Origin of the sequence: Pseudomonas sp. PSB11 (assembly GCF_014596605.1) — a bacterium.
In the GTDB taxonomy this organism is placed as follows: domain Bacteria; phylum Pseudomonadota; class Gammaproteobacteria; order Pseudomonadales; family Pseudomonadaceae; genus Aquipseudomonas; species Aquipseudomonas umsongensis.
The window spans coordinates 35319-47785 of sequence record NZ_NOIO01000011.1 but is presented as its reverse complement, the minus strand read 5'-3'; the positions used below and the strand labels follow the sequence as shown (position 1 = coordinate 47785).

Below are 12467 nucleotides of genomic sequence, written 5' to 3'. Positions count from 1 at the left end.
GTAAAGTTTGGCGGCGATTGTACTGGTCTGGCCATATAAACGATAGGGCAATAAGGCCGCACCGACGCATTGACGGTATCAACGGACAGATTTTCACATTTCAAGGCTAACAATTGGTTACGGACGATGGCTAAAATGCCATCTTTCACTGATGCCAAACGTTGGCGTCGGCTCAAGGACGGGCCACCGGGCCCGTTGTCTGGTTTTCAGGCACTACTCAGGCTCCGCAGGCCACTGGTTGCCAGGGAGCGCAGTTTGCTCACCTCTGACGTGTGACGATTTTCGTGAAACTCATCATTGCCGCTGTCTACGTTATATCCATCGCGTATGTCCATCTGCGTGGCCGTGTACGCCACAAACTGAGCCGCCAACTGAGCGACCACTCGACGTTCCTGGCGCCGATCAATTGCTTGCTTTACCTGTTCTCGAAGATCCCCAACAAGCCGTTTCTCAACCCGGCGGACTTTCCCGACCTTGCGCCACTGCAGGCCCATTGGGAGGAGATTCGCGCCGAAGGCCAGAACCTGCTGAAGGCGGGGGAGATCAAGCGCTCCAATGATTACGATGACGTCGGCTTCAACTCCTTCTTCAAGACCGGCTGGAAGCGCTTCTACCTCAAGTGGTACGGCGATAGCCACCCGTCGGCCATGAAGCTTTGCCCGCGCACCACCGAACTGGTACAGAGCATCGGCTCGATCAAGGCGGCGATGTTCGCCGAATTGCCGCCGGGTTCGAAACTGGTTCGCCATCGCGATCCGTATGCCGGTTCCTACCGCTATCACCTGGGCCTGGAGACGCCTAACGATTCGGGCTGCTACATCAACGTCGACGGCGAAAATTATCATTGGCGCGACGGTCAAGCGGTGATGTTCGACGAGACGTTCATTCATTACGCAAACAACACTACCGAGCAGAACCGCATCATTCTGTTCTGCGATGTGGAGCGTCCGATGAAGTACCGCTGGGTGGCCGCATTCAACCGCTGGTTCAGCCGCCATGTGATGGCGGCTGCCGGTGCGCCGAATGAGGCGGGCGACAAGACCGGTGGCATCAACCGCCTGTTCGGCAAGGTTTACAAGATCCGCTTGAATGGCAAAGCCTTGAAAAAACGTAATCGCAAGCTTTATTACCTGCAGAAGTGGGCGTTCTTTGGTGGGTTGCTGGCGATTTTTGTCCTGGTTTGACTTGTTCGTTTGTCAAAACTGACGTCATCGTCGGCGAGCCCGCTCCCACAGGTTTTCTGGCAACCGCCTATCTTTGCAGGAGCTGGCTTGCCAGCGATGAGGTCGGAACGTTCAACCCCTTACTTGCTGACTTTTTTCCGCGCCGCCGGCTTTGTCGGCGACTTGGCCTTGGCTGTCTCCTTGCTTGCGCCCTTGCCCCCCAGGCTACGCTTGAGCAACTCAGTCAAGTCAATGACATCCGCGGTCTTGCGCTCCTCTTCGCCAGTGGCTGTTTCAACATCCTCGATTTTCCCTTCATGGGCTTTCTTGTCCACCAGGGCCATGATCTTGTCTTCGAATTCGTCCCGGTAATCCTCTGGCGACCATTCGACGCTCATGTCCTCTACCAGGCGCTTGGCCATGTCGAGTTCGCCCTTGGCCAACTCGGCCTTGGTCACATCCGGGCCTAATGCCAACTCGTCCAGGCTGCGCACTTCCGCTGGCCAGCGCAGCTTCACGAGGACCATGGCCGATTCCAGCGGCATCAAGGCCGCCAAATATTGGCGGGTATGCAGCACTACGCGAGCCAGCGCGACTTTATTGGTTTTGGTCAGGGTTTCGCGCAACAGGGCATAGACCTTGCCGCCGCGTTTATCCGGTGCCAGGTAGTAGGGCGTGTCGATGTTCTGCAGCGGGATTTGCTTGCTGTCGACAAAGGCAAAGATATCGATAGTCTGGGTCGAAAGTGGATGCGCCGAGCGAATCTCCTCCTCGCTGAGCACCACATATCGCCCCTTTTCGTATTGCACGCCTTTGACGATGTGCTCTTTGGTAACTTCCTTGCCGGTGACTTTATTGACGCGTTTGTAGCCCACCGGGTCCATGCTGCGACTGTCGAGCCAGTCGAAATCCACCCCATGGGAGGACGTCGCCGAGACCAGCGCCACAGGGATATGCACCAGCCCGAAACTGATCGCGCCTTTCCAGATTGCCCGTGCCATGGTCGTCTTTCCGAAAGTGATGTTCAGGTGACCTTGGGCCTCGTGAAAAAGTTTCAGCGGCCTGCAGGGCCGGGTGGGGCTGTGGCTCCACGTCGTGTTACATCTTGCCGGGAAGTTTGGGTTAACAAATCCCGATCCCAGGCGTAGCGTGCAATGGAAGACTCTACTCACGCATCCATCGCGAGGCTCGCCAATGAACCGATACGTACCTGGCCTTATCGTGCTGGCATTGAGCGGCGTACTCGGTCACATGGCTCAGGCCGACATCGCTTCGCCCGGTGCACCGATAGAGTTGGCGCAAAACCTGCCGGGCAGCACCCACAACAATCCCTACAACAGTCCGATCCGCCGGGCCAATCCAAACAGCATGCAAGGCACCCAGCCCAGTGCCCCGGCCATCCGTGGGCCGAACACCGTACCTGTGCCACGACCGCCCACCCTTGACAACGGCGGCATCGGCAATCGCTACCCCCAGGATCGCTCGGCCCCCAGCAGTGCTCCGAAGTTCATCCCCAATCCACCGCCCCGTAGCCCTTGAAGGATCGGGCTGGCGTCCTGTTGGCCAATCCCATGACAAAAGGAATCGTGCATGTTGCGTAGTAGCCTCCTGAGCACTTTTTTTGCCAGCACCTTGTTAGCCGCCAGCGCGCCTGTTCTGGCAGCGACCACCCAGAACATGCAAAGCGAGCAGGGCACCCTTGAGGTGACGCTGATCGCCTCGGGACTTGCGCACCCCTGGGCGTTGGCTTTTCTGCCGGACCGCCAGGGCATGCTGGTCACCGAGCGACCGGGCAACCTGCGTGTGGTGACGGCCGACGGCAAGTTGTCAGCACCGCTCAACGGCGTGCCCAAGGTCTGGGCCAAGGGGCAGGGCGGCTTGCTGGATGTGGCGCTGTCGCCCGACTTCAGGCAAGACCGGATGATTTACTTGTCCTACGCCGAAGGCGGCGGCCAGGGTGGCAAGGCGGGTACCGCGGTTGGCCGCGCCCGGTTGTCCGAAGACCTGACGACACTGAAGGATTTGCGGGTAATTTTCCGTCAGGAGCCCAAGCTCTCGGTGGGCAACCACTTTGGTTCGCGGCTGGTTTTCGACCGGGACGGCTTCCTGTTCATTACCCTGGGGGAAAACAACGACCGGCCCACCGCCCAGGACCTCGACAAGTTGCAGGGCAAGGTCGTAAGGATCTATCCCGACGGCCAGGTGCCTGAAGACAACCCCTTTGTCGGACAGGCCAACGTGCGCCCGGAAATATGGGCCTACGGCGTTCGTAATCCACAAGGCGCGGCGCTCAACCCTTGGACCGGCACGCTCTGGGAAAACGAACACGGTCCACTGGGCGGTGATGAGGTCAATATCATCGAGCGCGGCAAGAATTACGGTTGGCCACTGGCCACCCACGGCATCAATTACTCGGGCCAGCCGATTCCGGAAGCCAAAGGTAGAACCGCCGAAGGTACTCTTGGGCCACATCATGTCTGGGAAAAATCCCCCGGCCTGAGCGGCTTGGCATTCTACGACGGCGACCGCTTCAAGGCCTGGCAGCACAACGCGTTCATTGGCGCGCTGGTGAGCCGGGAACTGATTCGCCTGCAGTTCGACGGCGACAAGGTGATCCACGAAGAACGCTTGCTGGGCGAACTCGACAAGCGCATCCGCGATGTGCGGCAGGGGCCGGATGGGTATTTGTATGTGCTGACCGATGAAGAGGACGGAGCGTTGTACAAGATAGGGTTGAAATAACGCTTCACCCGATCGTTCTCACGTTAGGGAGCGATCGGGTAGACCGGGCTCAAAATCGCAGTTATTCCTCGACAGCCTTCTCAACCTTGCTCGAGGCCGACCAGACCCGGTAGCGAACTTCGATGTCCTTGGGCACGTAGAGCACGATCGGCAGTTTGCTGTTGTAGCGCAGCATGAAACCGTCACCTACCACCGGCACGAAATCCTGCTGGCGCTTGCCATCCGGGCAGGCCATCAGCGTGCTCATCGGGCCGATGACTTTTTCCAGGCGGTAGAACGGATACCCCCAACCTTCGAGGTTCTTCTCGTCGAGAATGCCGCCCAGGCGTTGGCGATTGCAGTCGACTTCCAGTGTCTTGCCAGCAAGGATCTGGACCTGGAAGTCGTCTTCACGGGTTTGCGGGGCGAGGTGGATGACCTGACGGCTGAAACCCTTTTCAGGTTTCGGAAAGGGCGCAACATCTTCGAGCTTTGCCCCATGGGCGATGCTCGACAGCGTGACGGCGATCAGCCCGATGGTGGTGCTGATGGTCGATGAACCCATGATGCCTCCTTGCGTAGGTGTAGGTGAGCCGATTCTTGATCGGCCGGGCGCCATTCTCGACGCCGGCAGCGGCCAATGCAAATCCTTTGCCTGAACATGCAATTTGCAGGGCCTTCATCAACCTTTTTTGCAATTTGCATGACCGAAATCACGAGTCCTTACAATAACCCCTTGATTTGCCGATGAGCTGCACAGCGAGATTCAAGGCATGTTTTATGCTGTAGCTGTTCTCAAGCTGACCGGGATTCCATATGAGTCAGTGTCGATGATTAATTGGCAGTCTCACAACGGAGAAGGTCGCCATGTTTCTTTCTGCCTTGGAACTACGCAACATCATTGAAAGCAGTTTTCTACCGAGACGCTGTCAATGCACGCTGTCGCCGGACATGTCCATGACTGTCAAAGTGTATGCCGATGGGGAGACCGATCAGCTCGATCTGGTAAAAACCGGTATCGATGCCCATCAACTCAATGGCTGTCGGGAAATCAACGAGCTGATAGCTGTCCTGCGTACCGATCTTCAAAACCATTACACAGAACCCGGGCATAACCAAGGGCTGCGTAAAGCGTTTTAAGCCGGGATTTCATGCTCTACCGATTCGCGCCGGGGCGGGAAAACCCCAGACCCGGCGCGTCTGTTTTTAACTGCGAGCAACTATTTTGGTCCTTTCCCTTCAGTTTTGATAACTGCAGGCGTCAGACAGTTTTCGGTAGGCGATTTCTGCAGGTTGACCCGATTGTGAGTCGATGTATTTCATCGTCGCTGTGATCACTTCGCAATCCAGGGTGGTGGGTTCGTTCAGTGCAATCACTTTGCCCACGTGCAACGGCATGCCGTAGTGATAGGAAGGCACGTTTTGTGTGGACGTGGTGTCGTTGGCCTGTGCAATGCCGGTCGATGAGGCACAGAAAAGGGCGATTGAAACGAGCAGGGCGCGCGAGTTCATGAGGCAATCTCCAGTGCAGTCGCAAGTTAGCTCGACGTGTCGTCGAACCTGCCGCACTGGGCGTCAGAGGGCTCTGAGGGCGTGCGGTCCAGTAGAGTGTTGGACTGCGCGATTAAGCATTGGTTAACTTGGCTGAACGCCACCTGTCGTACTGCCACTACCGTTCGGCGGCATTTTCCCATCAAACCGGATCACTATTGAGACTAAAGTCGTCTGCAGCGAGAAAAAGCCTTCTGCCATCATTGCTGCTCACCCCCGCGTGTTTACTTCAGCCCGATCCTCTACTGGTTCGGGCGAAGGCTATTTCTGGCTGATTGCGCCCTGGCGCAAACGCTGCATTGTTGGAGCTTTTTTTAATGCGTCCCCCTTTTACGTTCATCCGCGCTCGCCAGTCATTCGGCTTCGGCGCCCTGGTCCTGTGCGCCGGTTTTACCGGGCCGGTTCAAGCGAGCGGTTTTATCGATGACAGCACAGCGAAAATCGAATCACGTACGGTGTATTTCAACCGCGATTTTCGTGACGGGCACACCTCTAACGAGCAGGGCGCGTCCAAGCGCGAAGAGTCAGCCCAGGGTTTCATTCTGAATCTGCAATCGGGGTACACCGAGGGCACGCTCGGGTTCGGTGTCGATGCATTGGGCATGGCGGGATTCAAGCTCGATTCCAGCCCGGACAGCAGCAACAGCGGCTTGCTGCCGTCCAGCGGCAGTAACCCGCGTGGTTCGGCGGATGAATACACCAAGCTGGGCCTGACCGCCAAGGTGCGCGTTTCGCAAAGCGTGCTGAAGTACGGCGCGCTGCTGCCGGATGTGCCGCTGCTCAAGTACAACGACGGTCGCTTGCTGCCAACCATGTTCAACGGTGCGATGCTCACGTCCAGGGAAGTGCAGGATCTGAACTTCATGGCCGCGCGCCTGGACAAGTACACCGCCCGGGATTCCACCGATTCCCAGGACATCCGCCTGCACTGCAAGAACAAGCGTTATGCCTGCAACATCACGGCCAACCATTTCGACATGTACGGCTTCGATTACCGGATCAACGAGCGGCTGACAGCCCAGTATCACTACGCTGAACTGGAAGACATCTACCGTCAGCATTTTCTCGGCCTGCTGGCCAGTCAACCCCTGGGTGGCGGTGTGCTCAAGGCCGATCTGCGCTTGCTCAAGAGTGCCGACAGCGGCGCCGCCCGCGCCGGTTCCATTGACAACCGCGCGCTGAGCACGATGCTCGCTTATGCCAACGGCGGCCATACGTTCAGCGCTGGCTGGCAGCGCATGAATGGCGACAACTCGATGCCGTACCTCGATGGTAGCAATCCGTATCTGGTCAACTACCTGCAGGTCAACGACTTCGCCGCGGCGCAGGAACGTTCGTGGCAGCTGCGATACGATTACGATTTCAAGGCCATCGGCATCAACGGCCTGACTTTCCTGACCCGCTATGTCAACGGTGACCACATCAAGGTGCCAGGCAGCGATCAGGAAGGCAAAGAGTGGGAGCGTGACAGCGAGCTCAAGTATGTGGTGCAGGGCGGGACGTTCAAGGATGTCAGCCTGCGGTTGCGCAATGCGACCTACCGCACCAACTACGAGCAATATGCCCGGGATGTGGATGAGACGCGCCTGATCGTCAGCTACAACTTTTCGATCCTGTAGCGTTTGATCGTTCCCACGCGCCGCAAAGGAATGCAGCCCGGGACGCTCTGCGTCCCGAAAGGCCGAACGCGGAGCGTCCGTTGAGGCATTCCGTTGCTGCGCGTTGGAACGATCAATCCAACTGATGCCGATACGGCAAATCCGGCCCGGTCTTGCTGCACGTCAGCGCCGCCGCCTGCACCGCAAACCTCGCCATCTCATCGATCTGCTGGCGACTCAGTTGGCGAACGCCTTCGACCGAATCCAGCCCCTGCTCGGTCAGCCAGGTAATCAACGCCGCCTGGAAGGTATCGCCAGCGCCCACGGTGTCGGTGATGGTCACCGCGCAGGCCGGCACCGACCAAGAACCGTGGCCCCGACTGAATACGCTCGCACCTTCGCCGCCACGGGTCAGGAACACCAGTTGACAACGGTGTTGCAGCCAGCCCTCGACCACCCGCGCGGGGTCCTGCCCGGGGTACAGCAAGCTCAGGTCCTCATCGCTGACCTTGATCAGGTCGGCATACTCGACCAGTGTCGCAATCCGCGAACGCCACAGCTCGATGTTCGGCTGCGGATTGAGCCGCACGTTCGGATCAAGGCTGATCAGGCGCTTGCCGCTCTCCCGGCGCACCAGTTCCAGCAGCGTGTCGGCAATCGGCTGCACCACCAAAGAAAACGAACCGATGTGCAGCCCGCGCACTTGTGGCCCCAACGCCGGCAGATGCTCGGGTTTGAGTTGTCGATCCGCGCAGCCTTCGCCGCGAAAGCTGTAGTGGGGCGAGCCATTGGCCCCGAGCGCCACCATCGCCAGGGTGGTCGGTGCAGCAAAATCCACCAGGTAGTCCGTGCGTACGCCTTCCTCCTCCAGCACCTGGAGCAAGCGTCGGCCAAGGTAGTCGGTGGACAACCCGGCCAACAACGCAGCCTCCACGCCCAGGCGGCGCAAACCCACTGCGACATTGAACGGCGAGCCACCGGCAATGGCCTTGAAATTTACTTTTGAAGCCAGGCCGCTGGCGTCGTTTTCACTGAAGAAATCGAACAGCGCTTCGCCACACACCAGATACATAGTTGTTCGCTCTTTATAGGGTTGCGACATGTTGTCGATAGCGTTCATAGGCCAGCTGCGAGGCCGCCACGTTTTGCGCGATCGGCAAGGTTTCACTGGCCGGATCGAATTTCACGCAGCGCTCGCACAGATCCGCCAGGCTGAGCTCATGCCCGTTTGCCCGGGACGTGCACCATGCCGCCTGGATCGCCGCGCCAAGGGCGGCGGCTTCGCTTTGCTCGGGGCAGACGACGTTCATGTTCAGGGTGTCGGCGACGATCTGCCGCCACACCGCGCTCCTGGCGCCACCACCGATCAGGCAAATGCGCTGGCTTTGTAAGCCATTGTGGCGCAGCAGGTCCAGTCCGTAACGCAATCCGAAGGTTGTGCCTTCTACAACGGCGCGGCACAGATTGGCCCGGGTCAGGTTGCTCAGGGTCAGTCCCAGCACGCTGCCGGTGGCATGGGGCAGGGCGGGGACACGTTCGCCGTTGAGGAACGGCAGCATGCACACGCCTTCGGCGCCGATGGGGGCCTGGGCAACGAGCGCATTGAAACGCTCGATATCCAGATCGAACAGTGCCCGAATCGACGCCGTGGCGTTGGTCAGGTTCATGGTGCAAATCAATGGCAACCAACCGCCGGTGGATGAACAGAATGTGGCGACTGCCGCGTCCGCGCTGACTTTCGGTTGCTCGGCGTAGGCGTACACCGTGCCGGATGAGCCGAGGCTCATGGTGATCGCGCCCGGCTTGATGTTGCCGGTGCCGATGGCGCCCATCATGTTGTCGCCACCGCCGCTGGACACCAGCGCCTGCGGGTTGATGCCCAACTGTTCGGCAATGTCCGGCAGTACCGTGCCGACAGCTTGATGGGCATCGATCAGTTCCGGCAACGCGGCTTGCAGACGCCCGCTGGGGTCGATGTCGCGCAGTAGCTGCAAATCCCATTGGCGGGTGCGCACGTTGAAGTAACCCGTGCCCGAGGCATCGCCATACTCACTGCAACGACGACCGGTGAGCCAGAAGTTCAGGTAATCGTGGGGCAGCAGGATATGCGCGATGTGCGCAAACACATCGGGGTATTGTTCCTGGGTCCAGAGCAATTTCGAAACCGTGTAGCCCGGTGCAATCACCACGCCGAGGCGTTCCAGCGAGCCTTTTTCACCACCCAGGTGCTTTAGCAGTCGATCGTTCTGCGCGGTGGTCTCGGTATCGCACCAGAGCTTGGCCGGGCGCAGGACCTGGCCTTGCTCGTCGAGCAGCACCAGGCCATGTTGTTGGCCGGACACGCCGATACCGAGAATGCGCTGGCCATCGATATTCGCCGCCAGCAATGCGCGGCGAGTGGCGAGGGCGAATGCCTCCAGCCATTGCGCGGTGTCTTGCTCACGACGACCGTTGGCGCCGCTGATCAGTGAATGCGCTGCGGCGCCCTGGCCCAGGACCTGGCCGCTGAGCACATCGAGGATGATGGCTTTGGTGCCTTGGGTGCCGCAGTCGATGCCGAGGAATAGTTGCTGGATTGCCATGTTGGATCCTTGGTATGCCAGGTCGATTTCGGTGAGTCCATTCGCGAGCGGGCTCGCTCCCACAGAAGTCCGGGGTGGAACATGGATTTTTGTACGACATTAATCCCTGTGGGAGCGACCCTGCTCGCGAAGACGGCAGTGGGCACGCCACCGTCATCACGCCAGGACCCGCTCCAGAGTCCGTGTCACTCCCACCTCTCGCAAGCTGTTGCAACACCACTCGAACGCCGCGACAAACGCCGCCGAACGTGGAATCGCCCTACCAAAAATCTCCTCGACCTCCAGTAACCGCTGGGTGATCAAATCATCATCAACCACCAGCGCCTGACAAAACGCCGCTCGCGGATCAGGAATAGAGTAGGTAACGCCATTCTCATCCACCCCCTTTAAATACAAGGTCCACGCCGCAACGATCAGCGCCGCGCGTTTAGTTTCGCCGCCATCGGCGATCAGTCGGTTGATCGTGGGTACGGTGAACTTGGGAAACTTCGACGAACCGTCCGAGCACACGCGCTCCAGTTGATCGGCAATCGCCTGATTGGAGAAGCGTGCCACCAGGGTGTTTTTGTACTCGGTCAGATCGATCCCCGGCACTGGCGACAGCTGCGGTGTCACATCCAGGTCCATGTAGGCACGCATGAAACGCACGAACAACGGGTCGTTCATGGTCTCGTGGACGAAGCGGTAACCCTTGAGGAACCCCAGGTAAGTCAGGGCCAGGTGACTGCCGTTGAGCAGCTTGATTTTCATTTCTTCGTAAGGGCTGACGTCGTCGGTGAACTGCACCCCGACCTTTTCCCAGGCCGGGCGGCCGTTGACGAACTTGTCCTCCAGCACCCACTGCACGAACGGTTCGCAGACCACCGGCCAGGCATCGTCGACCCCATGCTGGTCGGCTAGTTGCTGGCGGTGTCGGGTGCTGGTCATCGGCGTGATGCGGTCGACCATGGCATTGGGGAAACTTACGTTGTGCTCGATCCAGTCGCGCAGTTCAGCATCAAGCAGGGCGGTAAAGGCCAGCAGGGCCTTGCGGGTAACCGCGCCGTTGTGCGGCAGGTTATCGCAGGACATCAAGGTGAATGCCGGCGTGCCTGCTGCGCGGCGTTTGGCCAGTGCGGCGCAGAGGAAACCGAACACGGTTTTCGGTGCGTTTGGGTGCGCCAGGTCGTGCTGGATCTGCGGCAAGTGGGCCATGAACTCGCCGTTGCTGTCGTCGATGCAGTAGCCGCCTTCGGTGATGGTCAGCGAGACGATACGGATCTCGGGGCTGGCGAGCTTGTCGATCAGCGCCTGGGCATCGTCTTCGGCCAGCAGCATGTCGCGGATGGCACCGATGATTCGCACTTGGGTGTCGTCGCTGTCACCGAGTTCGAACAGGGTGAACAGATAGTCCTGTGCTCGCAGATCATCCCGGGCGCGGCGATCTTCGCCGCGCAAGCCGACGCCGCAGATGGCCCAATCCAGGCCTTCGCCCTGGTTCATCAGCGCATCGGTGTAATACGCCTGGTGGGCGCGGTGGAAACCGCCGACGCCAATGTGCGCAATGCCTTGGCGGGTGTCGCTCAGGGCGTAGGCGGGCAGGGCCACCTCGGGTGCGAGGCGCTGCAGGTTGTGTTTATTGAGTTTCATCGAAGGCTCTCTAAATCAGGCGGCAACGCGCAACGGGCGGGTCAGTGCCACGCCGTCGGCATCGAATAGATGGCAGTGGCTGGCGTCCAGGTGCAGGCCCAGGGTCTCGCCGTAGCGGCTGGCCAGGTCGCCGCGCACGCGCATGGTCAAGGCTTCGCCGTTTGCTGTGCGCACGTGGCAAAAGGTGTCGCTGCCCAGCCGTTCGCTGACGTCGGCAGTGACCTGCAGTGTGCAGTCGCCGGGTGCGGCCAGTTCCAGATGTTCCGGGCGAATGCCCAGGGTGACTGCGCCGCCGACCCTCAGGCTGGCACCGCTGAGCGGCAGGCTGATGCGGGTGCCGGCGTCCAGTTGAACTTCACAACCCTGGCCGTCGATCCGGCTGACCTGGCCCTTGAGGAAGCCCATTTTCGGTGTGCCGAGAAAGCCTGCGACAAACAGGTTGGCGGGTTGGTGATAAAGGTCCAGTGGCGAGCCGACCTGTTCGATGTTGCCGCCATTGAGCACCACGACCTTATCGGCCATGGTCATTGCTTCGACCTGGTCGTGGGTCACGTAGATCATGGTGGCTTGCAGGTCTTTGTGCAGACGCAGCAATTCAAGGCGCATCTGTACCCGCAGCGCGGCGTCGAGGTTGGACAGCGGTTCGTCGAACAGGAAGATTTTCGGATTGCGCACGATCGCCCGGCCAATCGCAACGCGTTGCCGTTGGCCACCGGACAGCTGCTTGGGCTTGCGTTCGAGCATCGGTCCGAGTTCAAGGATGCGCGCTGCTTCGCCGACTTTCTTCTCGACCTCGGCTTTGGGTACGCCGGCCAGGTCAAGGGCGAACGACATGTTCTTGCGCACGCTCATGTGCGGGTACAGGGCGTAGGTCTGGAACACCATCGCCAGGTCGCGCTTGGCTGGGCTGACCTCGGTGATGTCGCGGCCGTCGAGCTCGATGGTGCCGCCGCTGACTTCTTCCAGCCCGGCTATCAGGCGCAGCAAGGTCGATTTGCCGCAACCGGACGGGCCGACAAACACCACGAACTCCTTGTCGTTCACTTCCAGGTCGATGCCCTTGATGATGGAGAAGCCTTCGAAGCCTTTTTGCAGATTCTTGATTTTCAGGTTGGCCATGAGGATGGGCCTCCACGTGTTTTTATTCGGGTTAAACCGGATAGAGTGTTTGTGGGAGCGAGCCTGCTCGCGAAGAACTGTCAGGCGACGGTTTTTTCCAGACG

At 59.5% G+C, this 12467-nt stretch carries 12 protein-coding genes; 5 read left to right on the top strand and 7 right to left on the bottom strand.

Annotated elements, in window-relative coordinates; genetic code table 11:
* Window positions 1–284 precede the first annotated feature (284 nt).
* Window positions 285–1184 carry a lipid A hydroxylase LpxO gene (lpxO, locus tag CGA21_RS14975; protein WP_188264497.1) on the top strand — a complete coding sequence of 300 codons (900 nt, stop codon included), beginning with the start codon at window positions 285–287 and terminating at the stop codon, window positions 1182–1184.
* A 119-nt stretch (window positions 1185–1303) separates the two neighbouring features.
* On the opposite strand, the gene CGA21_RS14970 is transcribed toward lpxO, so the two are convergent.
* Window positions 1304–2164 (bottom strand): Ku protein, encoded by an 861-nt coding sequence (locus tag CGA21_RS14970; protein WP_020797136.1) that lies wholly within the window; start codon window positions 2162–2164, stop codon window positions 1304–1306.
* A gap of 193 nt (window positions 2165–2357) precedes the next feature.
* Here CGA21_RS14970 and CGA21_RS14965 point away from each other — a divergent pair, with 193 nt between their 5' ends.
* Window positions 2358–2702, top strand: coding sequence for a hypothetical protein (locus tag CGA21_RS14965; protein WP_188264496.1), 345 nt, complete (start codon window positions 2358–2360; stop codon window positions 2700–2702).
* A 51-nt stretch (window positions 2703–2753) separates the two neighbouring features.
* Window positions 2754–3905 (top strand): PQQ-dependent sugar dehydrogenase, encoded by a 1152-nt coding sequence (locus CGA21_RS14960; protein WP_188264495.1) that lies wholly within the window; start codon window positions 2754–2756, stop codon window positions 3903–3905.
* A gap of 61 nt (window positions 3906–3966) precedes the next feature.
* Here CGA21_RS14960 and eco read toward each other — a convergent pair whose 3' ends face one another.
* Window positions 3967–4449, bottom strand: coding sequence for a serine protease inhibitor ecotin (gene eco, locus CGA21_RS14955; protein ID WP_168758207.1), 483 nt, complete (start codon window positions 4447–4449; stop codon window positions 3967–3969).
* A gap of 302 nt (window positions 4450–4751) precedes the next feature.
* Between eco and CGA21_RS14950 the strand changes: the two genes are divergently transcribed.
* Window positions 4752–5024, top strand: coding sequence for a DUF1652 domain-containing protein (locus tag CGA21_RS14950; protein WP_168758206.1), 273 nt, complete (start codon window positions 4752–4754; stop codon window positions 5022–5024).
* 99 nt (window positions 5025–5123) lie between these two features.
* On the opposite strand, the gene CGA21_RS14945 is transcribed toward CGA21_RS14950, so the two are convergent.
* Entirely contained in the window at window positions 5124–5396 is a 273-nt protein-coding gene (locus tag CGA21_RS14945) for a DUF2790 domain-containing protein (protein WP_020797130.1), read from the bottom strand.
* Between the two features lie 356 nt (window positions 5397–5752).
* On the opposite strand from CGA21_RS14945, the gene CGA21_RS14940 reads away from it, so the two are divergent.
* The gene (locus CGA21_RS14940) at window positions 5753–7054 is read left to right on the top strand and encodes an OprD family porin (protein ID WP_188264494.1); all 1302 of its coding nucleotides are present in this window, start codon (window positions 5753–5755) and stop codon (window positions 7052–7054) included.
* Between the two features lie 112 nt (window positions 7055–7166).
* Here CGA21_RS14940 and CGA21_RS14935 read toward each other — a convergent pair whose 3' ends face one another.
* The 4 genes from CGA21_RS14935 to CGA21_RS14920 all read right to left on the bottom strand — a co-directional run bounded on the left by CGA21_RS14935 (window position 7167) and on the right by CGA21_RS14920 (window position 12363).
* Window positions 7167–8105: a carbohydrate kinase family protein gene (locus CGA21_RS14935; protein WP_188264493.1), complete on the bottom strand. Its 939-nt coding sequence runs from the start codon at window positions 8103–8105 to the stop codon at window positions 7167–7169.
* A 13-nt stretch (window positions 8106–8118) separates the two neighbouring features.
* Window positions 8119–9615: a xylulokinase gene (gene xylB, locus CGA21_RS14930; protein WP_188264492.1), complete on the bottom strand. Its 1497-nt coding sequence runs from the start codon at window positions 9613–9615 to the stop codon at window positions 8119–8121.
* A gap of 156 nt (window positions 9616–9771) precedes the next feature.
* A complete protein-coding gene (locus CGA21_RS14925; RefSeq protein WP_188264491.1) occupies window positions 9772–11244 on the bottom strand; it encodes a mannitol dehydrogenase family protein in 1473 nt (490 codons plus the stop codon).
* Between the two features lie 15 nt (window positions 11245–11259).
* Entirely contained in the window at window positions 11260–12363 is a 1104-nt protein-coding gene (locus tag CGA21_RS14920; RefSeq protein ID WP_188264490.1) for an ABC transporter ATP-binding protein, read from the bottom strand.
* Between the last annotated feature and the right edge of the window lie 104 nt (window positions 12364–12467).

Bases quoted from the DNA above. Each gene is read 5' to 3' on its own strand.
- CGA21_RS14965 (WP_188264496.1), top strand. From the start codon at position 2,358: ATGAACCGATACGTACCTGGCCTTATCGTGCTGGCATTGAGCGGCGTA.
- CGA21_RS14950 (WP_168758206.1), top strand. From the start codon at position 4,752: ATGTTTCTTTCTGCCTTGGAACTACGCAACATCATTGAAAGCAGTTTT.
- CGA21_RS14935 (WP_188264493.1), bottom strand. From the start codon at position 8,105: ATGTATCTGGTGTGTGGCGAAGCGCTGTTCGATTTCTTCAGTGAAAAC.
- CGA21_RS14920 (WP_188264490.1), bottom strand. From the start codon at position 12,363: ATGGCCAACCTGAAAATCAAGAATCTGCAAAAAGGCTTCGAAGGCTTC.
- CGA21_RS14960 (WP_188264495.1), top strand. From the start codon at position 2,754: ATGTTGCGTAGTAGCCTCCTGAGCACTTTTTTTGCCAGCACCTTGTTA.
- CGA21_RS14925 (WP_188264491.1), bottom strand. From the start codon at position 11,244: ATGAAACTCAATAAACACAACCTGCAGCGCCTCGCACCCGAGGTGGCC.
- CGA21_RS14970 (WP_020797136.1), bottom strand. From the start codon at position 2,164: ATGGCACGGGCAATCTGGAAAGGCGCGATCAGTTTCGGGCTGGTGCAT.
- CGA21_RS14940 (WP_188264494.1), top strand. From the start codon at position 5,753: ATGCGTCCCCCTTTTACGTTCATCCGCGCTCGCCAGTCATTCGGCTTC.
- CGA21_RS14945 (WP_020797130.1), bottom strand. From the start codon at position 5,396: ATGAACTCGCGCGCCCTGCTCGTTTCAATCGCCCTTTTCTGTGCCTCA.
- xylB (WP_188264492.1), bottom strand. From the start codon at position 9,615: ATGGCAATCCAGCAACTATTCCTCGGCATCGACTGCGGCACCCAAGGC.
- eco (WP_168758207.1), bottom strand. From the start codon at position 4,449: ATGGGTTCATCGACCATCAGCACCACCATCGGGCTGATCGCCGTCACG.